We start from the raw sequence: 23,761 nt of genomic DNA, 5'->3' as shown, positions 1-23,761 counted from the left end.
CAAAAAAGGTAAACACAATCACATGCCAACCAATCCATCTCAATGCAGCCGAAACACCAAACAGCATTCAAAAAGGTACGTGTTCCACATACCCAACCGGCACACACCAACCAACAAACCAACCAAAAGGCTTATTGGCAGACAAACCAATCAACACACAACCATGCACACAAAAAATAAAAAGTACATTGGCACACTATTGAGTTCTCAAACATCACCACCAACCAACAGAAAATTAACTTCCCGTTAACCTCTCATCGGCAGCCCGTACAAACTTACTCAACTCAAAGAACAAAATCAAATCATCGAACCAAGTCCGTACAAAATTCGCTCACAAGTAACCTCCCGGCTACCTCTCAGCGACTTCGATAAAGCTACACCCCACACCTAGAAACACACAAATCCCCTGGTAAATGGCCAATAACCGTTACCAAGGGATCATGTAGCTACCTTATTGACACGAAGCGTGACGGCATTAGGAAGGATTCACAACCCGTGCCCCAGCGAAGCGCTTCTTGCCCTTGCGCAATACTAGCCACGAGCCATGCAGGAGGTCTTGGGAAGACGGAGACCATTCGATGTCCTCGATGCGCTGGTTATTCACGTATGCACCGCCTTCACCCACAGTGCGGCGCGCGGCACCCTTCGATTTCTCCAATCCCGCACCTACCAATAGATCCAGGATCGTGGCATCCGAGCTGACTTCCGCTACCTCGGTCTCCTGCAATGCAGAAGACAGGGTGGCCTCGTCCAAATCCTGCAACTCCGCCTTACCGAACAAAGCTTGAGAGGCCAGCTCCACTGCTTCGGTGGCTTGTGCGCCGTGGACCAGTGTGGTCATTTCTCGCGCCAACACTCGCTGCGCCTCACGCTTGTAGGGTTCCTCCTCTACCTTGCGCTCCAGATCCGCGATCTCCTCCTGAGTCAAGAATGTAAACCAACGCAGGTAATCGATAACCACCGCGTCTCCAGCATTAATAAAGTACTGGTACCAGGAGTATGGGCTGGTCAGCTGCGGATCCAACCATAGCTTGCCGCCGCCGGTGGATTTGCCGAACTTATTACCCTCGGCGTCCGTCACCAGCGGTACCGTCAGGCCGTGGACTTTCGCACCATTCACGCGCCGGTTCAGATCCACACCGGAAACGATGTTGCCCCACTGGTCGCCACCGCCAATCTGCAGGACACAGTCGTACTCATTGTGCAGGTGCACAAAGTCGTTAGCCTGCAGCAGCATGTAGGAAAACTCGGTGTAGGAAATGCCATCGGACTCCAAGCGGCGCTTAACCGTATCGCGGTCCAGCATGGTATTCAGCGAGAAATTCTTACCGATATCGCGCAGGTACTCGATGACGTTGATCTGGCTAATCCAGTCCGCGTTGTTCACCATCACCGCTGGGCTTGAAACGTCACTCTCATCGGTGAAGTCCACGAAAGATTCAAGTTGTGTCTTGATCATCTGCATATTCTCTGCGATCTGCTCTTCCGTGAGCATAGAACGCTCCCCAACATCACGTGGGTCACCAATCATTCCCGTCGCACCGCCGGCCAGCGCGATTGGACGGTGGCCGAATTGCTGAAAGCGTTTCAGCATAATCAGTGGTACTAGGTGCCCAGCGTGCAGCGAGCTTCCCGTCGGATCGAAACCGCAGTACAAGCTGATCGGGTTCTCTGTGGCCTCTTTCAAAGCCTCCAAATCCGTGGACTGGTTAATGAGCCCGCGCCATTCCAGTTCGTCAACAATGTTCGTGTTGTTAGTCATACGTAGGTGCTCCCCTGTTCCCTAATTATCTAAGTGTCTGCTTTTCCAGAGCGTGTGGCTTTAGTTACTTGGACCCAATGGGCCAGTCCTTAGCCTCGTCCACCAGCAGGACCGGAATGCCGTCCTGCACCGGATAGGCCTTGTTCAGCCTAGGGTTAACCAAATAGTCGCCGTGATCCTCCAGCGGTTGCTTGTCGATCGGGCACGCGAGGATCTCTAGGAGCTTCTGATCAATCATGCTGTTAAGTCTAACCCGTGCCCCAGCCATCCCACCGAGTGACTCTCTGTAGTTGTTTACCGCTTTTCTACTTTGCTCATTGAGGCTGTCCAATCAACCGTCCGCCCTAGGACTTAACACGCGGGTGCTGTGCGTTACAGTAGGAAGTGCAACCGAACACGGGCGCTCGAGGTATCGAGCTGAGATCGCGCTGTAATCCCCGCGCGAGTACCGCTAGAACCTGCCTGGTTAGAACCAGCGAAGGAAGAATGAGGAGAGACTTTTATGACGGATCCGTCTACACAGCACACCCGCACTACCATCCCGAATGACGACTATGGTGCGGAAATCCACCCGAAGCACAGCTTCGCCCCCATCGAAAAGCAGGTGGAATCCTTCGGCAAGACCTTCACCCTACAGGTGCCGGAAACCGAAGTTCAGCTGGACGATTCCCCAACGGGCCCGAATCCACCGCAGAAGCTCTACCGCACTCGCGGCCCCTGGGCCGAACCGACCGAGGGCCTGGAGGCTTTGCGCAGTGAGTGGATCGAAGCCCGCGGTGATGTAGAAGCCTACGAGGGCAGGCGCCGCAACCTGTTGGATGACGGTAACCGCGCCCTCAAACGTGGCGAGGCCAGTGACGAATGGAAAGGCGCTAGCCGCCAGACGCTGCGGGCCAAGGAGGGCAAGCGCGTAACCCAGATGCACTACGCCCGCCAGGGTATTATCACCCCGGAGATGGAATACGTCGCACTGCGCGAACACTGCGACGTAGAAAAGGTGCGCGAGCAGGTTGCCTCCGGCAAGGCGATCATCCCGAACAACATCAACCACCCGGAATCTGAGCCGATGATCATCGGCAATGCCTTCAATACGAAGATCAACGCCAATATCGGTAACTCCGCGGTGAGCTCGTCCATCCGCGAAGAGGTAGACAAGCTGCGCTGGGCCACCCGCTGGGGTGCAGACACCGTAATGGACCTATCCACCGGTAACGACATTCACACCACTCGCGAGTGGATCATGCGCAACTCCCCGGTACCGATCGGTACCGTGCCGATTTACCAGGCACTCGAGAAAGTCGACGGCGTAGCCGAGGACCTGACCTGGGAAATCTTCCGCGATACCGTGATCGAACAATGCGAACAAGGTGTGGACTACATGACGATCCACGCCGGCGTACGCCTGCCCTTCGTGCCGCTGACCACCAAGCGCGTAACCGGCATCGTTTCCCGCGGCGGTTCCATCATGGCCGGCTGGTGCTTGGCTCATCACAAGGAGTCCTTCCTGTACGAGAACTTCGACGAGCTGTGCGAGATCTTCGCCAAGTACGACGTTGCGTTCTCTCTGGGCGACGGCCTGCGCCCAGGCTCCATCGCCGATGCCAACGACGCAGCCCAGTTCGCTGAGCTGAAGACCATCGGCGAGCTAACCCACCGCGCCTGGGAGTACGACGTTCAGGTCATGGTCGAAGGCCCAGGCCACGTGCCGCTTAACATGGTGCAGGTTAACAATGAAAAAGAGCAGGAATGGTGCGGCGGCGCACCGTTTTATACCCTGGGGCCGCTGGTCACCGATATTGCGCCTGGCTACGACCACATTACCTCCGCCATCGGTGCGGCCAATATCGCCATGGGAGGTACCGCAATGCTGTGCTACGTCACCCCGAAGGAGCACCTTGGCCTGCCGAACAAGGACGACGTGAAGACCGGTGTAATTACCTACAAGGTCTCCGCCCACGCCGCCGACGTCGCCAAGGGCCACCCTGGCGCCCACGAGTGGGACGATGCGATGAGCAAGGCGCGCTTCGAGTTCCGCTGGCACGATCAATTTGCCCTGTCCCTAGACCCGGATACTGCCCAGTCCTACCACGACGAAACTCTGCCCGCGGAGCCGGCAAAGACCGCTCACTTCTGCTCGATGTGTGGACCTAAGTTCTGCTCCATGCGGATCAGCCAGGACATCCGCGACGCATTCGGTGACAAGATCGATGAGGCTCTGGCCACCGACCAGAAGCAAACGCTAGTCAAGGACCTCGGCTTGCCAGGCTTCGGGCGCCAGAGTGTAGACGGAGAACGCGTCACTAATACCGAAGGCGAAGAAGAAATGGCCGAGGAGTTCCGCCGTGCGGGATCCAAGCTGTATCTAGACCGCAATGAGGCCAAGGAAGTGGCCGAGGATCTGGAGAAGGAAGCAGCGATCCCCAGTGAGCGCTAAGCCTCGCCCTGCTGCGCAGGGTAGCCACCTGGATCTGCGGTGCTACCACGTTACGGGAGCACCGCAGGAAAAGGTCGTCCAGGTTGCCGCGGCAGCGGCCGCCGGTGGTGCGGGCGTGATTCAAGTGCGCAGCAAGCCCATCAGCGTGCGCGATCTGACCGCCCTAGCTATCGACGTTGCCGCGGCAGTCGAGGAAGCCAATCCGGCAACGAAGGTGCTTATCGATGACCGAGTGGATGTAGCGGCCGCCCTAATGGATGATCACCACATCCACGGCGTACACATCGGCCAAGACGACTTGAACCCGCACCTGGCGCGGCAGATTCTTGGCGAGGATGCGATCATCGGGCTGACCACCGGAACCCTAGAGCTAGTGCAGGACGCTAACGAGTACGCAGATGTGATCGACTACATCGGTGCCGGTCCGTTCCGCCCCACCCCGACGAAAATCTCCGGCCGCACTCCGCTGGGGTTGGAAGGCTATCCCCCACTCGTGGCGGCCTCGGCCGTTCCGGTCGTGGCAATCGGTGATGTACAGGCCACCGATGCCGCAGCACTGGCCCAAACCGGTGTGTCTGGTGTGGCGATTGTGCGCGCCTTCATGGACTCCGATGATCCGACTACCTTGGCGACCACGGTTGTGCAAGCTTTCGATCGGGTGAACGGGAATGCAGCAATCGGTTCACATGAATAACACTGTTCTCAGCCCGGGCAACCACCCCGATAGTCAGAAGCTACGCGCGGAGCACGCCATCATTGGCGCGGGAATCATCGGGCTGGCCACGGCATTCGAATTGGTGGAAGCGGGCGTATCCCCACAAGAAATTGTCGTGGTCGATCCCCAGCCCATTAGCGGTGCCACGTTCGTGGCCGGTGGCATGCTGGCGCCGGTTGCGGAGGTGCAATACCGGCAAGAGCCGCTGTACCCGCTGATGGTGGCTTCGGGCGAGATGTTCCCCCACCTGCTGGCCAGGTTGGGTAAGAAAACTACCGCACCGACCGGGCACCGCAGTGAATCCACCCTGGTGGTGGGTGCCGACCGCGCCGATGGCGTCCATATCCGCGAGTTGCTGGCGCTGCAGCAAAGACACGGTATGGATGCCCAGGCGCTGACACTACGGCAAGCCCGAAGGCTAGAGCAGGGGCTAAGCCCCCAGTTGGCGGCGGCAGTGGAAATCCCGGGCGACCATCAGATCAACCCGCGCATGTTCAGCGCGTGCCTGTTGGACTACCTGCAGCAAGCCGGAGTTCGCTTCGTGGCGACGGCCGCAACGCGCATCAACGGGCACGATGTACAGCTCACCGATGGCCGAGTGGCCACCGGCGACACGGTCTATCTCTGCAACGGGCTAGGTGCCAAAGACGTAGACGGCTGGTTCGAGGGTGTCAATCCCCTAGCGCTACGGCCGGTGTACGGTGACATGCTGCGGCTGCGGGTCCCAGACGCGCTGGTGCACACCAGTGGCGAACCGCTTACCCGAGTGGTGCGCGCATTCGTGGAGGACCGGCCGGTTTATGTCATCCCCCGCACCGATGGCACCATCGCCGTCGGTGCAACCAGCCGCGAAGACAACCGCAAAGGTCCTTCTGTAGACGGTGTGCACACGCTTCTTCGAGACGCCATCCGCGTGGTTCCTGGGCTAGAGGATTGCGAGTTCATCGAAGCCATCGTCGGCGCCCGGCCCGGCACACCAGATGATCTGCCCTACCTTGGCAAGGTGCGCGACGGGCTGGTGATCTCCACCGGCTACTTCCGCCACGGAATCCTGTTGTCCGCCTTTGGGGCTAAGGTAGGTGCCCAGTTGGGGTTGGGCACCTACCCCGCCAACGGGTTGGAGATAGACATCTCTGCCTGCGATCCACTACGCCAGGCCCGATACAGCCCACCCCGATAGCCACAAAAGAAAGGAATAAGCACCATGGAATACACGCTTAATGGAAAGCGCCGCAGCAGCGAGGGGCATATCACCGTGGCTGCCGTCGTAAAAGCAGAGACCGGCGATGCCTCGCCGAAAGGCGTCGCCGTGGCCGTCAATGGCGACGTGATCCCAGCCAGCGACTGGTCTTATGAAGTTACCGACGGCGATGAAATGGATATCCTGATCGCCGTGCAGGGCGGGTAGGGCTTTACTCATGCTTTCTATCGCAGATAAACAATTCGATTCGCACCTAGTGATGGGAACCGGCGGGGCAAGTAGCCAGGCTATGTTGGAACAATCCTTAGTTGCCAGCGGTACACAGCTGACCACCGTTGCCATGCGTAGGCACAGTGCCACGAGCGCTAGCACCGGTGGGGAATCCATCTTCGAGCTCTTGCAGCGATTGGGCATTGACGTGCTGCCCAACACTGCTGGGTGCCGCACCGCCCGGGACGCAGTAACAACCGCCAAGCTAGCCCGCGAGGCGCTGGGCACCAATTGGGTGAAGGTGGAAGTTATCGCGGATGACCATACGCTTCTGCCCGACGTGGTAGAGCTCGTGGATGCCTGCGAGATGCTGGTTGCTGAAGGATTTGTGGTGCTGGCATATACCAGCGACGATCCGATCGTCGCCAAGCGTCTAGAAGACGTGGGCGTGGAAGCGGTGATGCCTTTAGGCTCGCCCATCGGCACGGGCCTAGGCATCCTGAACCCGCACAACATCGAGCTGATCTGTTCGCGCACCCATGTTCCCGTGCTGCTGGATGCCGGTGTGGGCACGGCCTCCGATGCTGCACTGGCCATGGAGCTGGGCTGCGATGGCGTGCTTTTAGCGAGTGCTATTAACCGCTGCCAGGACCCCATGGCGATGGCCACTGCAATGAAATACGCCGTGGAAGGTGGCCGGTTGGCCCGGCAAGCTGGCCGCATTCCGAAACGGCAGCACGCCGTGGCCTCGTCATCATTCGAGGGGTTGGCTAGCTGGGAAGACAAAGTCCTGTAATGAGCCCACTGCCCCGTGAAGAGTTGTACAGAGTAGCCCGCCAAACCCTATTGCCTGGCTTCGGCATCCCCCAGCAAGAGGCGCTGCACGGCACCCACGTGTTCGTCATCGGCGCTGGCGGATTGGGCTGCCCCCTGATGCAGCAGCTAGCTGCCGCCGGTGTTGGCGAAATCTCTGTGATCGATGACGACACGGTGGATCTCACTAACATCCACCGCCAGATCCTGTTCGGCACCCACGATGTGGGAAGGCCCAAGGTGGACGTCGCCGCCGAAAAGCTCCGGCAGCTGCAGACCGGCATCGTAGTACATGCGATTCGCGACCGTTTTACCGTCGACAATGCCGTGGGCTACCTTCGTGGGGTGGACATCCTAGTGGATGGTTCTGACACGTTTGCCACCAAGTTCCTAGCAGCGGATGCTGCGGAGATCACAGGCACCCCGCTGGTGTGGGGCTCGGTGCTTCGCTACCGGGGCGACTGCGCAGTGTGGTGGTCTGGGCCCGGCGCCGAGTCCGGCGTGGGCATGCGCGACCTCTATCCCCTGCAACCCGACCCAGATTCCGTGCCGGATTGCGCCACCGCCGGTGTGCTGGGCGTAACCACCAGCGTGGTCGCGGGCTTGATGTCCACCGAGCTAATCCAGTTCGCAACCGGCATGAACCACGACCGGGTGGGCTTGTTGAGCATCTACGATGCCCTGACCGCCTCCATCACTCACTTCCGCGTGCCCCACGACCCGGCACGCGAGCTAACCATACAGCTGCAGCAAGACTACGGTAGCGCAGCTTGTGCCGTGCCGGATGCCGATGCTGCCGCTGCCGCTGCCACTGCCCCCGAGATGTTCGAAGATCTGCGCGACGGTGCCACGGCCATCGACGTGCGCGAGGCCGGGGAGGCTGCCATAGATGATTTCTTTTTTGCTGCCGGCACAGAGCATTACCATTTACCAACCTCCGTGTGGCAGGACGATCCAGAGGTGGCGCGCTGCCTGCTCGATTCCCTGCAGGCCGAAGGGCAGCGCAAAGCGTGGGTATACTGTGCTTCCGGCAAGCGATCGGCCAACTTCATCTCGACCTTCGCCGCGGATGCAAAACAGCGTGGTATTAATATGCTAAACGTCGCAGGCGGCATAACAAGCCAGCCCGCAGCGTTCCACGGAATACCTAAGCACTAGCTAGACAATGATGTCGATGACAAGGTGATTCGGGTTTTCCGGTAGGTCCACCTTGAACTTCGCGTTGGATTCATAAAAAGGTGCTGGGGAGTCACCTGTTTAGCACAGAGTATCCAGACTTTACATAGAATCCAGATTCAGGAGGGCCATTTCATCGCGTGGCCTACCAGAATTACTGGAACGTCATCTTCAATGGGATAGGCAATGCTAGGAACGCTCATTGACAAGGACTTGCTTATCTTCCGGATATATCAACAGGCCCTTGTCCTGCGGACGGACAAGTACCTCGAGCAACTTTGGGTCAAGACTCTTACATCTAATCCCAGCGGGTAGAGGGAGAAGTAAAATCCCTCTACCCCACCTTTGCTTTAAAGCAAGGACGGAACGTTAGCAACCAAGGAGAACAGATCCTTAGGATCGTCCGGGTTGGCAATGATGTCGATCTCGGACTCCAAGTCGGTTCCCTTGACGGAATCACGCAGGTAACGCAGCGCGGAGAAGTCGTTGATTGCGAATCCGACATCATCGAAGAGGGTGATCTGCTCATCGTCATCGCGGCCGGTGGCCTGGCCGGTGAGCACCTGGTAGAACTCGACAACCGGGAAGTCTTCGGGCTTCTGCTGAATTTCGCCCTCGATGCGAGTCTGCTCCGGGAACTCCACGAAGACCTTGGACTTGTCCAGAATGGAGCTTTCCAGCTCGGTCTTACCTGGGCAGTCACCGCCAACAGCGTTGAGGTGGACACCTGGGGCGACGTGGCGCTCGGCCAGAATCTGGTTTTGTGCCTTGTCTGCAGTGCAGGTGGTAATAATGTCTGCGCCAAGAACTGCCTCGTCGACGCTAGAGCAGGCAGTGATATTAAAGCCCAGTGGCTCCAGATTGCGCTTGAACTTCTCTACCGCCTCAGGGTCAATGTCATAAATAGTGATGTCCTCGATGCCCATCACGCCACGGAAGCCCAAGGCCTGGAATTCAGACTGGGATCCGGCACCGACCATGGCCATGCGCTTGGAGTCCTTGCGTGCTAGGTGCTTTGCCACCATGGCGGAGGTTGCGGCAGTACGCAGTGCGGTAAGCAGCGTCATCTCGGCTTCGAAGGTGGGGTAGCCATTGTCGACGTCGGCAAGCACGCCAAAGGCGGTAACGGTCTGGAAACCACGGGCCGGATTGGACGGGTGGCCGTTGACGTACTTGAAGGAGTACTCCTTACCGTTAGAGGTCGGCATGAGCTCGATGACACCGAATGGGGTGTGGGAGGCAACGCGCGGAATCTTGTCAAAGCGCTCCCACTCGCGGTAGTCAGCCTCGAGGTAATCCACCATTCCGGTAATGATGTTTTCAACGCCCTCGCGCTGAATCCAGCGCGCCATATTTTCTACGTCTACGAACTTAACAGCGTGGTTCATAAGAATTCCTTTCCTAGTTTTAATTCTTCGGGTGAAGGTCTGTTTGCGGTGCGGCCGGGAAGCTGGAGGTTGGCAGGTGCTTGGCCTTCCTCTCTTCCGCGATTGTACGAATACGGTCGCGCCATGCGTACCACATTGCCATAAAGACCGGAACGAGGAGCAGAGTGGAAGCAAGCGCATAGGTTCCGATTGGATAGTCAAAGGCCATCAGGATAATGACTAGGCCAATGAAGATGAGTACGGCCCAGTCGCCGCCTTGACCGAATGGTGATCGGTATCCCGGCCGCGTGTAGCGTCCACTCTTAGCCAGGTGTACAAACTTGAGGTGCGAGAGCGCAACTGCCGCCCAGGACGCCAATGTACCCAAGGCTGCCAGGTTGAGCACGATTTCAAACGCCATCTCCGGCACCACATAGTTGAGGAAGACGCCTACCAAGCCCACCATGGCCGCCATGACGATGCCGCCGTAGGGAACACCAGACTTGGACATGCGAGCGCCAAACTTCGGGCCGGAGCCGGAGGTGGACATGTTGTACATAATGCGGCCGGTGGAATACAGGCCAGCGTTGAGCGAGGAAATCGCAGCGGTGATAACGACAAGCTGGAAAATCGGAGCCGCCGCGCCAACGCCCAGGGACTCAAAGAAGGTCACGAACGGCGAAACATCTGCGACATAGTTAGTGTATGGCAACACCAAGGTCAGCAATAGCACGGAGCCGAAGTAGAAAATCAAGATGCGGAGCAGCACATTGTTGACTGCGCGCGGGATATGCTTTTCTACATTTTTAGTCTCACCGGAGGTGGTTCCAACAAGCTCGATGCCGGCGTAGGCAAAGACGACACCTTGGACAACGATGACGGCAGGCATGAGGCCATTGGGCAGCCAGCCACCGTTATCAGAAAAGAGGCTAAAGCCGGTGGGATCGCCGCTCGGGTGGCCAAGAATAAGGACACCGATGGCCACCAACATGAAGATGATCAACGCGACAATTTTGATGAGGGAGAACCAGTACTCCAGCTCGCCGAAGATCTTCACCGAGAGCATGTTGAATACAAGGATGCCGCAGATAACAACGAGGGCCAGTGCCCACTGCGGAACGGCGTCGAGCCACGACGTGTACTGGCTAAACCACTTGATGTAGATAGCTACGGCTGTGCCGTCCGCCACCAAGGTCATCGCCCAGTTTCCCCAGTACAACCAGCCTGTGACAAAAGCGGTCTTCTCACCGTAGAACTCACGGGCATAGGAGACGAAGGAACCGGAGCTGGGGCGATAGACAATGAGCTCGCCAAGAGAACGCAGGATGATATAGCCAAAGAAGCCACAAATAAGGTACAGCACCGCTAGGAACGGTCCGGCGTCTTGCAAGCGGCTACCGGTACCCAAAAGAAGACCGGTACCAATGGCAGAACCGATGGCGATCATCTGGAGCTGGCGATTGCCCATCCCCTTTTGCAGGCCGTGGTCTTCCGAAGCGTAGACCGCCTTCTCGTGCTCGTGCGGCCCCGCTGTGGGCGGCGGCGAATTTACTGTCATGGGAGAGATCGTCCTTTCATTGACATGAATGCGTCTGTTAGGTCACATTCTCTGCAAGGATAGTACCGCACCACATTGTAACCCACGTCACCGGCACCCCCATTGTGTTCAACAATGCAGTTGGGGGGTTGGGAATAGGGGCTAATCCCCTACCCCCACATCTAGGCATAAAAGAACCGCATGGCCTACGGCCATGCGGTATTCCGAGGGAAAACTAGTTAGCGCAGTGGAGTCTGCGCCCAGGTACGGGCAGCGGCGGCCCGTTCACGTACCTTTTCCCGTTGCTCAGCCACCCGAGCGCCGGCCGTGCCACCCTTGGTGTCACGAGAGGCAACTGCTCCATCGATGGTGAGCACTTCACGGACGCTTGGTTTTAGCCGCTTGTCGACGCCCGCTAGGTCCTCGTCGCTGAGGTCGATTAGGTCCACCCCACGTTCCTCAGCAATCCGTACGCAGGCGCCGGAGGCTTCGTGCGCTTCACGGAAAGGAACACCTTGGCGGACCATCCATTCAGCCAAATCGGTAGCCAGCGTAAACCCGCGCGGAGCCAACTCGCGCATGCGGTCCTCATGAAACGTCAGCGTCGATACAAGACCGGTCATCGCCGGCAGCAGCAGGTTAAGCTGTGTCACCGAGTCAACGATTGGCTCCTTGTCTTCCTGCAGGTCACGATTATAGGCCAGCGGCTGAGCCTTCAGCGTGGACAAAAGCCCAGTGAGATTGCCAATAAGGCGGCCAGTCTTGCCGCGGGTAAGTTCCGGCACGTCCGGATTCTTCTTCTGCGGCATGATGGACGAACCCGTCGACCAAGCATCATCAAGCGTGACATAGCCGTATTCCGGTGTGCACCAATAGATGATTTCTTCCGAGAGGCGGGACATATCCACCGCGATCTGCGCCAAAACGAAGGCAGTCTCGGATGCGAAGTCACGAGCCGCAGTGCCGTCCAAGGAGTTTTCAGCAGCGGAGTCGAACCCTAGCTCTTCTGCAATCGACTCTGGGTCGAGCTGCAAAGATGAACCAGCAAGCGCGCCAGAGCCATAGGGAGACACGGCTAGGCGCTTGTCCAAATCCTGCAGGCGCTCGATATCGCGCAGAAGCGGCTGCGCATGGCCCAAAAGTTCGTGTGCTAGCAGAATTGGTTGCGCGGCTTGCGAGTGAGTCTTGCCCGGCATGATGGCATCGGGATGGGATGCGGCTTGATCGGCCAAGGCATCCACCAAGTCGCTCACCTGGGCGGCGGTATCACGAATGGCATCGCGTACCCACATGCGAAACAGCGTCGCTACCTGGTCATTACGCGAGCGGCCAGCACGCAGGCGACCGCCTACTTCCGGCCCGACAATCTCAATGAGCCCGCGTTCCATCGCACCGTGGACGTCCTCATCTGTCGGCGCCGGGCGGAATTCGCCAGAATCCACCTTCTCCCCTAGCTCGGTGAGACCGGCGAGCATGGTGTCCAGGTCGGCGTCGGATAGCAAGCCTGCCTTGTGCAGCACTTTGGCATGCGCCTTGGAGGCTAATACGTCATAAGGCGCGAGGACCCAGTCAAAGTGGGTGGATACAGAGAGGGCAAACATTGCCTCGGAGGGTCCGCCGGAAAAGCGGCCGCCCCACAGGGCACCTTCATTAGTCTTATGTGATTCCATATGCTTCTACTTCTGGGCGCTGGTCGGGAAACCGCCATCGCGGTCGCGCTGATTGGAAATCTGGGTAGACAGGCCGTGCAGCTGAACAAAGCCCTTTGCGGCGGTTTGGTCGAAGGAATCGCCGGTGTCATAGGTGGCAAGATCAAAGGAATACAGCGACTGGCCAGAGCGGCGCCCGGTCACCGTGGCGGTGCCGGCGTGCATGCTTAGGCGAATATCGCCGGTGACGTTTTCCTGAGATTCCGCAATGAAAGCGTCCAGGGAACGCTTCAGCGGCGAATGCCAGAGGCCGTCGTAGACCTCCTCGGACCAACGAGCATCGGTGAGGCGCTTGTAGCGAGCCAACTCGCGCTCCACAGTGACATCCTCTAGCGCTTCGTGCGCTTGGATAAGGACCATTGCACCCGGAGCTTCGTAGACCTCACGGGACTTAATGCCCACCAAACGGTCCTCGACCATATCTAGGCGACCAATACCCTGTGCACCTGCGCGGCGGTTGACCTCTTCAATGATCTGCAGCGGGGACATCTTTTGGCCATCTACCGCCACGGGGATGCCCTTTTCAAAGGAGAGGATAATTTCATCCGGGGCATTGCCCAGACCCGGGTCCTCGGTGTAGGCGTATAGGTCCTTTGTCGGTGGATTCCACAGATCCTCTAGGAATCCAGTTTCGACGGCGCGGCCCCACAGATTCTGGTCGATAGAAAATGGCGAGGAGGCGGACTGCTCAATTGGCAGGTTGATCTCCTCCGCAAAGGCGATGGCCTTATCGCGGGTCCACGCATAATCACGTGCAGGAGCGATAATTTCGAGAGAAGGATCCTGGGCACGGAAAGAAACCTCAAAGCGTACCTGGTCATTGCCCTTGCCGGTGCAGCCGTGGGAGACGTGGGTGCCGCCAAATTCCTGGGCAGCCTTAACAAGGTGCTTGGTAATGAGCGGACGGGAAATGGCCGATACCAGCGGGTATTGCTTCATATACATGCCGTTTGCCTGAATGGTGGGAACGCAGTACTCCTCTGCGAACTCATCCTTGGCATCGATAACGATGGACTCTACGGCACCGCAGTCAAGTGCACGCTGGCGCACCGATTCCATATCCTCGCCACCTTGACCCAAGTCCAGGGAAACGGCAACAACATCGCCGCCGGTCATTTTTGCCAGATACGGAATAGCAACAGAAGTATCAAGGCCACCGGAGTAGGCCAAGACTACGCGTGCGGACATGGTAAATCTCCTCGATCTATTGGAAACAATTCATTTAAGTACATAATATACGACGGTGGTAAGAATTTCCACTCCCACCGTCTAAAGATTCCGCGTGGTAAGCGTCACGGCCAAATCTGCGCCTGTGACACCCTCGCGCGCCAAGACGAAAATGGTGTCATCACCGGCGATACAACCAATGACATCGTGCAGCCCTACCCTGTCAATAAAACTAGCCAGGTACTGGGCCGCGCCCGCTGGCGTGCGCAGCATCGCAATATTGCCGGAAGAATCATGGGATACCACCAATTCATCGAGCATGCGTCGCAGCTTTTCGCGGGGCCCTCCCACCTGATCTTCAAATTGCTCCAGCTCACCGCCGACCATGTAATAGGAACGGCCGCCATCACGCTTTACCTTCTTCGCTCCCAACTCATCCAAGTCACGGGACAAAGTGGCCTGCGTGATGTCAATGCCGTCTGCGAGAAGCAGCTCGGATAGCTGCACCTGGCTGGTGACGCGATTGCGGTCCAAAATCTCTAGAATCTTGGCCTGCCGAGCATTGCGGGTGGTCGGGGTGTTCATTACTTAGTTGATCTCCTTATTTACTTCGAGCAACCAGACGAGAAGCGCCTTCTGCGCATGCAGGCGATTTTCCGCTTCATCGAAGACTCGCGACTGCGGACCATCGATCACCTCAGTCGTGACCTCGTTTCCACGGTACGCCGGCAAACAATGTAAGAATATTGCATCCTTATGTGCTTTGCTCATTATGGTCGAGTCAACCTGATAAGGCAGGAACGGCGTGTGCCTATCACGACCATCATTTTCCTGTCCCATAGAAACCCAGGTATCCGTAATCACGACGTCTGCGCCTTCTACTTCATTGACATCATCAGTAATGGTGATATTGCCCCGCTGACGCGCGCGGTCAATGAATTCCTGGCGAGGCTGAAATCCCTCTGGCGCAATGATGGAGACGTCCATACCGGCCGTGGCAAAACCGATCATGTACGAGTTGGCCATATTATTATCGCCATCGCCTAGGTAGACGGCCTTTTTACCCGGCAGATCACCTAGATTCTCGCGACAGGTCAGCAAATCAGCCAGGATCTGGCAGGGATGTAGGTCATCAGAAAGCGCATTAATCAAAGGTACGGTAGCAGTCTCTGCCATCTGGAGCAGATTGTCGTGCTCAAACGTACGCCACACAATGGCCTCCACGTACCTTGAAAGCACCGCCGCCGTATCTTGAAAAGATTCCCCCTTGCCCATCTGGGTTGTAGAAGTGTCGACGGTAATACCCCTGCCGCCCATATTCGCTACCGCGGTTTCAAAGGAAAAGCGGGTGCGCGTAGACGTTTTATCAAAGAGAACCGCCACGGTCTTGGGGCCTTCTAAGGGGCGCTCTGCAAAGGGCTCCTTCTTTAGCTTTTCAGCTAAATCTAAAACCGTCGCTTGTTCTTGTGGGCTGAGATCATCGTCAGCTAGGAAGTGCCGCAAGCTCATGCCAGTTCCTCCAATATGGTTCCGAGAGTTGATAGTGCTGTGTCGAGTTCATGCTGGGAAATGACCAAAGGTGGGGTTAGTCGAAGAACATTCTCGTTGGGAGCGTTGAGAATAAGCCCGTGTGCGAGCCCGTCCCGCACGGCCTGCTTAGCCACCGGTGTGCTTAATACAAGGCCCAGCATAAGACCTCGGCCGCGCACACGATCTACAATTGAAAATTTTTCACATTTCTGCCGCACATAGTCCCCCTTGCGGGTCACCTCTGCGAGCAATTCCGCATCTACGGTGTCAAGAACTACGTTTGCCGCAGCGCACGCCACGGGGTTCCCGCCAAAGGTGGTGCCATGAGAGCCGGGCCCAAAAAGACCCTTGGCACGCCCTCGGGTAATCGTTGCGCCGATGGGTAGTCCGGCACCTAAGCCCTTCGCCATAGTGATAACGTCCGGTTGAATTCCTTCTACCTCGTGGGCAAAGAACGTCCCGGTACGGCCTACGCCTGTTTGTACCTCGTCAACGATTAATAGGACTCCGTATTCATCGCACAGCTCGCTGACCTCTTTCATGAACCCCGCAGGGGCCGGAATGACGCCAGTTTCTCCCTGAATAGGTTCCAGGATTATGGCCGCAGTGTCCTGGGGATCTTGTTCCACCAGCTGACGCAGATACTCCACATCCCCGAACGGATAGAACTCCACTCCTCCCGGCAACGGGCGGAAAGAGCGCTGTTTATCGGGCTGACCGGTCAAGGCCAGTGCCCCCATGGTTCGTCCATGAAAGCCGTGCTCGGCAGCGAGGATTCGCCGGCGCCCGGTCAGGCGAGCAAGCTTAAATGCAGCCTCATTGGCTTCGGCGCCAGAGTTACAGAAGAACACTCGGGCGCTATCGTCTCCCACCCGCTCAATCAGCTTCGCTCCCGCATCCAGCACTGGCTGAGTGGCGAAGAGGTTCGAGGTATGCGCCAAAGTGCGCGCCTGGTGGGATACCGCCTGTGCTACGTGCTCATTGCCGTATCCCAAGGAATTAACCGCAATGCCTGCTAGTAGATCAATATAGGACTTACCGTGCTCATCGTTAAGCGTCGCCCCTTGGCCGGAGACGAGACCTATGGACGGTGTGCCATAGGTATCAACGACCGTCTCCGACCACCGCTGTGTCAAGCTCTGTGGCTTGTTCATGCTGCATCATCCTTCCTGAAGATGGTCCCTTCGGGGTAGTCGTGTTGCTTATAATCATCTGGCAGCACCATGGTTCCGACTCCACCCGGGGTTAAAAGCTCTAGCAGCACCGAGTGGCCAATCCGGCCGTCGATAACGTGCGCGGCCGATACCCCGCCTTCTACTGCCTTGAGGCAAGATTCCATCTTGGGAATCATGCCAGAGTCCAGTCGGGGAAGAAGCCTGGAAAGTTGACCACGTTCGATCTTGGACACGAGGGATTCGCGGTTTGGCCAGTCAGTGTATAGGCCTTCCACATTGGTGAGAATGACCAAACGCTCTGCCCCGATTGCGCTAGCCAAAGCCCCAGCCGCGCTATCGGCATTGATGTTATAAATTGCGCCGTCCTCTCCCGGTGCGATGGTCGAGACCACTGGGATGCGCCCAGCGTCGATAATGTCCATCACGGCCGTGGGATTGACCTCTACGATGTCTCCGACCATCCCAATATCGGTAGGTTTTCCATCGACTTCCACCAACCTTTTGGTGGCCCGAAATAGTCCCGCGTCTTCGCCAGAGGTCCCCACCGCATATGGGCCGTGCGAATTGATGAGGTTGACTAATCCGCGACCTACCTGCCCAAAAAGCACCATGCGAACTACTTCCACGATCTCCGGAGAGGTCACGCGAAAGCCGCCTCGAAACTCCCCTTCTATACCAAGCTTGTGGAGCATGGAGTTGATCTGTGGCCCACCACCATGCACCACCACCGGCTTAACGCCCACGGTGCGCAAAAAGACCATGTCCGCAGCAAAGGCAGCTTTAAGTTCTTCGTCCACCATGGCATTGCCGCCGTATTTCACCACTACGATGGTGTCCCGATAATGTTGGAGCCACGGGAGGGCATCCGCTAGGACGGTGGCGCGCTCTTGATCACTAAGCCCACTAAACATTTTCATCTCCTCCCTAGGAGCTATACGCCGAATTGATTTCCACGTAGGCGTGAGAGAGATCCGTGGTCCGCACGAACGCAGACCCAGTACCTCCCGTTCCAAGGTCCACGTAGACATCGATATCAGTCCCGCTAAGGTCCACCTCGCGCGCGCCGGGTACACCCGTCGAGGCACGACACACCGGCTGGCCATTGAAATAGACCGAGATATTTTCCGGGTCCATTTCTGCATCTGCCATCCCCACCGCCGCAAGGACGCGCCCCCAGTTCGGATCAGAGCCGAACATGGCGCACTTGAACAGGTTGTCGCGGCCCAAGGTGCGCGCGGCGTTGAGGGCCTGATAGTCGGTGGCAGTGCCTTCCACAGTGATCTTGACGCGCTTGGTTACACCTTCTGCATCTGCTTGCAATTGCTCCGCAATGTCTGAGCAAACCGCCAGCACCGCCGTTTCAAATTCTTCTTGGCTGGGCGAAACACCCGAGGCCCCAGAGGCCATGAGGATCACCGTGTCATTAGTAGAAGTTGATCCATCCACGTCGAGGGTGTTGAAGGTCTGCGACACGGCCTTGTCCAGGGCACTCTGGAGGGCAGCGGCGCTTGCGGCGGCGTCGGTAGTAAGGCACACCAACATCGTCGCCAGCGAGGGGGCCATCATGCCCACCCCCTTGCCCATGGCCCCAACGGACCAGCCGGCCCCAACATAGGCGGCTTCCTTAGTTACGGTATCGGTGGTCAAAATAGCCTCGGCCGCTGCGTGAGCATGGTCCGCGCTGCCGCCTAGGGCCTTCGCCACAGCGCCTGCACCAGCCAACGCTTTTTCCATAGGCAAAGGCTCGCCTATAAGCCCGGTCGAACAGGCGGCAATATTTCCTTCTGGAAGGGACAAGGAGTGGGCAACCTCGGCTACCAGCGCGGAGGCATCCGCATCGCCCCGCGGGCCATTGCACGCATTGGCGTTTCCAGAGTTAAAGACAATAGCGGCAAGCTGGCCATCGGCCACCGCCTTGCGGGAGAGTTTCACCGGCGAGGCCACAACACGATTACGGGTAAATACCGCCGCCGCATCAAAGCGTGGTCCATTATTGACAACTAATGCCATATCGGGTTTGCCTGAGGGTTTAATCCCCGCTGTGGTAGCGCCGGCGCTAAAGCCGGCCGGGCCAGTAATTCCTGCTGCATTCATAATTTTCTCCTAGTTTTTATGGGGCCACGGCCGCTTGCGGCAAGCCCAAAGTTTCATCCCAGCCGAGTATTAGGTTCATACATTGCACGGCGGCGCCGGCTGTTCCTTTGCACAGGTTGTCCAGTGCTGCGGTAACCACGAGGCGTCGGGCGCGTTCATCCACATGGGCTTGGAGGTGAACCATATTGGTACCTACAACGTTTTGGGTCTCGGGCTGCTGACCGGCGGGAAGCACGTGACAGAAGGGCTCTTGGGCATAAAACTCACCGAATGCAGTCTCTACTTCCCGCTTGCCGACGCCCTCTTTCATCCCCGCCGTTATGGTCGCCAAGATGCCTCGGGTTAAGGGAGCTAGAACCGGAGTGAAGCTGACGTCAAGCTTTTCCTGCGCAAACGGCTGCAGATTTTGCACGATTTCCGGGGTATGTCGGTGCGTGCCGCCGGGCTTATATGCCTTCAGGTTTCCCATAGTTTCCGCGCCGAGTTGCGCCACGGAGGCCTTCTTCCCGGCTCCGGAAACACCGGTAATAGCAATCACCGAGAGGCTCGGCTCAATGAGTTCGTGGGCAACTGTCGGCAAACCTGCGAGGGTTACCGCCGTGGGAAAACACCCCGGCACAGCTACCCGGTTGGCATCGCGCAGCACTTCCCTATTGCCTGGAATCTCGGGGATTCCATAAGGCCAATGCCCGGCGTACTCTCCGCCATAAAAGGCGTCCCAGTCCTTCTTATTGCGAAGGCGAAAATCGGCCGCACAATCGATCACTGTGGTCTGCGGCCCCACGTGCTGAGCAATCGCCGCAGAATGACCGTGTGGAAGGCCCAAAAATACAATGTCGTGCCCGCGAAGATTTTCAGCGGTCGTGCCCACAATGGCACGGTCTGCCAGCTGCGGGAGGTGCGGCATAAGCTCAGCGACCTTCTTCCCTGCGGTGGAATAGGCAGTTAGCGCCCCAATGCGTAGTTCGCCGCCAAGATACGCCGGGTGCGACAGCAGCAGGCGAAGGATTTCGCTTCCCGCGTACCCGGTCGCACCTGCTATTGCTACTGAAATCGTCATAGAAGGGACTATAGCAATAAATACACCCAACCGTATGTTATTCAGTCAGATTGTCCGATTCCGCAGGTAAATGAACGTCGAGTAATGAAAATAATGTATGAAAAAGGGGGAAGTGAGTTAAATCTCACCGCCCCCTGAGCAGGGTTTAACTACGCGCGCATTTCTGCGCCCAGGCGCTGCTTAGCCAATTCCGCCGCCGCCATGCGGTGCTCGTTGACTTCGTCATCCGTCAACGTGCGGTCCGCGGCGCGGAATAGAAGCTGGAAGGCCAAGGACTTCTTGCCATCTCCTAGCTGCTCACCACGGAAAATATCGAAGAGTTCGACGGACTCGATGAGCTCTCCTGCTCCCTCTTCCACGATGGCGCGCACACGCTCGGCGGGTACGTCTTCATCCACTACCAAGGCAATGTCTTGGTGCAATGCGGGGAACGAGGACAACACCGGTGCGGGGAACTTTTCTTCCAACGGCATGGCGCTAATGTCCAGCTCCATAGCGCACGTGCGCGCAGGTAGGTTCAGGGCCTCCAAGACCTGCGGGTGCAGCTCACCAGCATGGCCCAGTACTACGTCGGTGCCAGCCACCTTCACGGCTGCACAGCGGCCAGGATGCCACGGCAGAACCTGTGCTGCCTCCAGCTCAATATTCACACCAGCGGCGCGGGCGACCTGACGGGCGGATTCGATAGCATCGGCGTAGCTATATGCACGGCCCTCGCCCCACGGTCCTTCATGCTCAATATTGCCCGTAGCCACCGTAGCAACGTGAAGCGGCTGCTCAGGCAGGGTATCAAGGAGCTGAGAAACCACCTCTGCAGAAGGTCGCTGTTCTACGGAAGGCATAGGGGATGCCGCAGCGCGCTTGAACGCCACCTGCTGCAGCCCATACAGGGCGAGATCGCTGCGGCCACGAGCCACATTGCGGGCGATGGCCTCCAACATGTTCGGCAACAGCGTCGTAGACAAGATGGCCTTATCCGCCTCAAGCGGATTTTGCACTTCTACGGTGCGGCGGCGAGCATCATCCTTGTCGAGGCCCCACACATCAAACGTATTATTAGCCACGAACGGTGCAGGCAATACCTCGGCATAGCCGGCATAGGCAAGACCATGTCCGATAGCCCGACGACGCTTCTGCGCCGGGGTTAGCCCGCGGCCGCCGGCCGGGGTAGGCAGCACGGCAGGAATATCCTCCAAGCCCTCAAGGCGCAGAATCTCCTCGACGAGGTCAACATCCATTGCAATATCGGTGCGCCAGGTTGCTGGTGTTACCTGCAGTTGCTCACCTTCATCCCCGACGGTGCAGCCGACTTCTTCAAGACGGGAAATAACGGTCTCACGGGAGTAGTCAACGCCGGCATATTCACTGGCTTTTGCGGTGCGCAGAGCAATGGGCTCGCGCTTGGCGACGTCCCCGATAAGCGTACGACCCTTTTCAATGGTGCCGCCTGCTAGCTGCTGGAGCAGCGCACATGCGGTGTCTAGGGCGACCTCTACGATCGCCGGATCTACGCCGCGCTCAAACCGGCGAGAGGATTCGGAAGACAACTTATGGCGGCGAGAGGTACGCGCGACGGTAATCGGATCCCAAATAGCAGATTCGAAGACAACGTCTGTGGTCTCCGCCGAGATTTCAGAGGTAGTCCCGCCCATCACGCCGGCCAAGGACTGGATGCCATTGTCATCACAGATGACCACGTCTTCTGCAGAAAGTTCTCGCTTTACATGATCCAGAGTCTCAAACTTCTCCCCCTCCGCTGCGTTACGGACAACGAGGTTCCCCTGAATCACGTTGGCGTCAAAGGCATGCATTGGTGCGCCCAAAAGCAACATCACATAATTAGTAATGTCCGTAGGCAGATTCACGCTGCGTTGGCCGCAGAGCATTAGCTCGCGTTCCAGCCAAAACGGGGTGCGTGCCTGCGGGTCAATGCCGCTGACCTTGCGGAGGCCAAAGCGCTGTGCCTTGGTTTCGGGGGCCACAGTGACGTCGATAAGCGAGCCCTGCGCCTCCGGCACAGCGGAGGTATCTATGCCAGCCGCGGAAGGATCCTGGGCAATATCGGCAAACTCCAGATCAAAAGCGGAGGCAATCTCGCGGCTCAAACCGCGTGCGGAAAGTGCATAACCACGATCTGGGGTGATGTTTACGTCAAAGTCGGTATCGTGCAAGCCGATAATCGAGCGCGCATCCTCGCCCACTTTATCGGCGACTTCATCGCCTAAGACGATGATGCCGTTGGCTTGCGCGCCCAAGCCGAGTTCAGCGCCGGAACACATCATGCCGTTTGAAATGTGATCGTAGGTCTCGCGTGCCGCGATCTTGAAGCCACCAGGAAGCTCCGAGCCGGGAAGCGCAACGACAACATAGTCATTCAGGCGAAAATTGCGAGCGCCACAAATGATGCCTTGCAGTTCGCCTGTGCCATTAGCCTGGCCTACATTCACCTGGCAGTAGCGAATGGGCTTTTTAAACTGAGTGAGCTCTTCAATCTCTACGACCTGGCCAATAACCAGCGGCCCCGTGCTCTCTGGAACAGCGGCGTATCCCTCGGTCTCAAAACCTACGCGCACGAATCCAGAATCGATATCGGCAGCGGAAACGCTCCAACCGGGGTTCTTAGCACCGAGGATGCGGGTAACCCAGTCTTGGGAAATAAGCATTAGTGTGTCTATCCTTTCTGGGTTTAGGCCTGTACGCCGAACGGTAGAGTAAAGCGAACATCGCCTTCGACCATATCGCGCATATCGGTCAATCCATTGCGGAACTGCAGTGTGCGTTCAAGGCCCATGCCAAAGGCAAAGCCCGTGTATTCCTCTGGATCTACGCCTACGGCGCGAAGAACATTGGGGTTGACCATGCCGCAGCCGCCCCACTCGATCCAGCCAGCGCCGCCCTTTTTATTGGGGAACCACACATCGACCTCGGCCGAGGGCTCAGTAAATGGGAAGTAGTTCACGCGCATACGCGTAGTAGTTTCCGGCCCAAAGAGTACTTTGGCCAAGTGCTCTAGTGTGCCGCGCAGGTGAGCCATGGTCAGGCCTTTATCAACGGCCAATCCTTCTACCTGGTGGAAAACCGGGGTATGGGTGGCATCCAGCTCATCTGTGCGGAATACGCGCCCCGGGCAGGCAATATAAAGCGGCACGTCGCGCTCCAACATGGTGCGCACCTGTACCGGGGAGGTATGGGTACGCAGCACCTGCCTAGAACCCTCGCCCGAGACGTGGAACGTATCCTGCAAGGTACGTGCTGGGTGGTCCGGCTTGAAGTTCAGAGCATCGAAGTTAAAGTACTCTGCCTCGATTTCTGGGCCGTCCGCAATTTCCCATCCCATGCCGACGAAAATATCAGCGATGCGCTCAGACAACGCGGTAATCGGGTGAAGGGCACCGGTCTGGGTGCGGGTGGTAGGAATCGTGACATCTACGGTCTCGGCTCGCAACTGCTCCTCGCGAGCTTGCTGTTCCAAGACATCCTTAACCTGAGCAAAGCGCTTTTCCATCTTGCCGCGGGCCATGTTGACGGCCTTGCCGGCGCTTTTGCGCTGGTCCTTGGGCAGCTGCCCCAGCGATTGGCGAGCCTGCGGAATATAGCCGCCGTCTCCTAGGTGTTCACGGCGGGCAGCAGCCAACTCATCAAGTGTTTCGGCTGCGTCGAAGGCTGCGATAGCCTTATCGGCCGCGGCCCCAAGAGCCTCTTCGGTCAATTCGATCTGCGGTGTATCGGACACGTATTTCGTACCTTCTTCTCGCGCGAAAACTAACGCGTGCAATCTTACTCTGTTGCGGCTAGCGCGACCGCGCCAGGG

The 23,761-nt window shown here is 57.8% G+C and carries 20 protein-coding genes and 1 pseudogene; 6 read left to right on the top strand and 15 right to left on the bottom strand.

The genetic code is table 11. The features are described 5' to 3' along the window. Window positions 1-475 precede the first annotated feature (475 nt). Window positions 476-1,762, bottom strand: coding sequence for a tyrosine--tRNA ligase (gene tyrS, locus MHK04_RS09990; protein WP_023021619.1), 1,287 nt, complete (start codon window positions 1,760-1,762; stop codon window positions 476-478). Between the two features lie 64 nt (window positions 1,763-1,826). Beyond that, complete coding sequence (locus MHK04_RS09985; RefSeq protein ID WP_034656461.1) at window positions 1,827-2,000, bottom strand: Trm112 family protein; 174 nt, start codon at window positions 1,998-2,000, stop codon at window positions 1,827-1,829. A 264-nt stretch (window positions 2,001-2,264) separates the two neighbouring features. On the opposite strand from MHK04_RS09985, the gene thiC reads away from it, so the two are divergent. The 6 genes from thiC to MHK04_RS09955 are packed head-to-tail and all read left to right on the top strand — an operon-like array spanning window position 2,265 to window position 8,293. After that, window positions 2,265-4,196, top strand: coding sequence for a phosphomethylpyrimidine synthase ThiC (thiC, locus tag MHK04_RS09980; RefSeq protein WP_023021621.1), 1,932 nt, complete (start codon window positions 2,265-2,267; stop codon window positions 4,194-4,196). 28 nt (window positions 4,197-4,224) lie between these two features. Then, a complete protein-coding gene (locus MHK04_RS09975) occupies window positions 4,225-4,890 on the top strand; it encodes a thiamine phosphate synthase (RefSeq protein ID WP_034656487.1) in 666 nt (221 codons plus the stop codon). Next, entirely contained in the window at window positions 4,883-6,091 is a 1,209-nt protein-coding gene (thiO, locus tag MHK04_RS09970; protein ID WP_239208542.1) for a glycine oxidase ThiO, read from the top strand. The genes MHK04_RS09975 and thiO overlap by 8 nt, the downstream gene beginning before the upstream one ends. Window positions 6,092-6,115: 24 nt before the next feature. Then, window positions 6,116-6,319 (top strand): sulfur carrier protein ThiS, encoded by a 204-nt coding sequence (gene thiS, locus MHK04_RS09965; RefSeq protein ID WP_200287553.1) that lies wholly within the window; start codon window positions 6,116-6,118, stop codon window positions 6,317-6,319. 10 nt (window positions 6,320-6,329) lie between these two features. Then, window positions 6,330-7,118, top strand: a complete 789-nt coding sequence (locus MHK04_RS09960; RefSeq protein ID WP_023021625.1) for a thiazole synthase — start codon at window positions 6,330-6,332, stop codon at window positions 7,116-7,118. Next, window positions 7,118-8,293: a ThiF family adenylyltransferase gene (locus MHK04_RS09955; protein ID WP_200287554.1), complete on the top strand. Its 1,176-nt coding sequence runs from the start codon at window positions 7,118-7,120 to the stop codon at window positions 8,291-8,293. Before MHK04_RS09960 ends, MHK04_RS09955 begins: the two co-directional genes overlap by 1 nt. A 137-nt stretch (window positions 8,294-8,430) precedes the next feature. Here the strand turns inward: MHK04_RS09955 and MHK04_RS09950 are convergent. From MHK04_RS09950 to pheS, 13 genes and pseudogenes are all read right to left on the bottom strand, one after another. Continuing rightward, a pseudogene (locus MHK04_RS09950) lies at window positions 8,431-8,614 on the bottom strand (Trm112 family protein). 47 nt (window positions 8,615-8,661) lie between these two features. Further along, window positions 8,662-9,699, bottom strand: a complete 1,038-nt coding sequence (ocd, locus tag MHK04_RS09945) for an ornithine cyclodeaminase (protein ID WP_005323253.1) — start codon at window positions 9,697-9,699, stop codon at window positions 8,662-8,664. 19 nt (window positions 9,700-9,718) lie between these two features. Beyond that, the gene (locus MHK04_RS09940; protein ID WP_200287555.1) at window positions 9,719-11,236 is read right to left on the bottom strand and encodes an amino acid permease; all 1,518 of its coding nucleotides are present in this window, start codon (window positions 11,234-11,236) and stop codon (window positions 9,719-9,721) included. Window positions 11,237-11,454: 218 nt separating this feature from the next. Next, the gene (gene argH / locus MHK04_RS09935; RefSeq protein WP_239208544.1) at window positions 11,455-12,885 is read right to left on the bottom strand and encodes an argininosuccinate lyase; all 1,431 of its coding nucleotides are present in this window, start codon (window positions 12,883-12,885) and stop codon (window positions 11,455-11,457) included. Window positions 12,886-12,891: 6 nt separating this feature from the next. Beyond that, window positions 12,892-14,112 carry an argininosuccinate synthase gene (locus MHK04_RS09930; protein ID WP_023021630.1) on the bottom strand — a complete coding sequence of 407 codons (1,221 nt, stop codon included), beginning with the start codon at window positions 14,110-14,112 and terminating at the stop codon, window positions 12,892-12,894. 81 nt (window positions 14,113-14,193) lie between these two features. After that, the gene (locus MHK04_RS09925) at window positions 14,194-14,676 is read right to left on the bottom strand and encodes an arginine repressor (RefSeq protein ID WP_049358438.1); all 483 of its coding nucleotides are present in this window, start codon (window positions 14,674-14,676) and stop codon (window positions 14,194-14,196) included. A gap of 3 nt (window positions 14,677-14,679) precedes the next feature. Next, the gene (argF, locus tag MHK04_RS09920; RefSeq protein ID WP_200287557.1) at window positions 14,680-15,600 is read right to left on the bottom strand and encodes an ornithine carbamoyltransferase; all 921 of its coding nucleotides are present in this window, start codon (window positions 15,598-15,600) and stop codon (window positions 14,680-14,682) included. After that, complete coding sequence (locus MHK04_RS09915) at window positions 15,597-16,775, bottom strand: acetylornithine transaminase (RefSeq protein ID WP_239208546.1); 1,179 nt, start codon at window positions 16,773-16,775, stop codon at window positions 15,597-15,599. Before MHK04_RS09915 ends, argF begins: the two co-directional genes overlap by 4 nt. Next, window positions 16,772-17,707 (bottom strand): acetylglutamate kinase, encoded by a 936-nt coding sequence (gene argB / locus MHK04_RS09910; protein ID WP_239208548.1) that lies wholly within the window; start codon window positions 17,705-17,707, stop codon window positions 16,772-16,774. The genes MHK04_RS09915 and argB overlap by 4 nt, the downstream gene beginning before the upstream one ends. A gap of 13 nt (window positions 17,708-17,720) precedes the next feature. Further along, window positions 17,721-18,890 carry a bifunctional glutamate N-acetyltransferase/amino-acid acetyltransferase ArgJ gene (gene argJ / locus MHK04_RS09905; RefSeq protein WP_023021635.1) on the bottom strand — a complete coding sequence of 390 codons (1,170 nt, stop codon included), beginning with the start codon at window positions 18,888-18,890 and terminating at the stop codon, window positions 17,721-17,723. A gap of 16 nt (window positions 18,891-18,906) precedes the next feature. Then, window positions 18,907-19,950, bottom strand: coding sequence for an N-acetyl-gamma-glutamyl-phosphate reductase (gene argC, locus MHK04_RS09900; RefSeq protein WP_023021636.1), 1,044 nt, complete (start codon window positions 19,948-19,950; stop codon window positions 18,907-18,909). A gap of 149 nt (window positions 19,951-20,099) precedes the next feature. Further along, window positions 20,100-22,613 carry a phenylalanine--tRNA ligase subunit beta gene (gene pheT, locus MHK04_RS09895; protein WP_239208550.1) on the bottom strand — a complete coding sequence of 838 codons (2,514 nt, stop codon included), beginning with the start codon at window positions 22,611-22,613 and terminating at the stop codon, window positions 20,100-20,102. Between the two features lie 23 nt (window positions 22,614-22,636). After that, the gene (gene pheS, locus MHK04_RS09890) at window positions 22,637-23,683 is read right to left on the bottom strand and encodes a phenylalanine--tRNA ligase subunit alpha (protein WP_023021638.1); all 1,047 of its coding nucleotides are present in this window, start codon (window positions 23,681-23,683) and stop codon (window positions 22,637-22,639) included. Window positions 23,684-23,761 lie beyond the last annotated feature (78 nt).

Origin of the sequence: Corynebacterium nasorum, assembly GCF_022345765.1 — a bacterium.
In the GTDB taxonomy this organism is placed as follows: domain Bacteria; phylum Actinomycetota; class Actinomycetes; order Mycobacteriales; family Mycobacteriaceae; genus Corynebacterium; species Corynebacterium kefirresidentii.
This window is presented reverse-complemented; position numbering and strand designations above follow the sequence as displayed.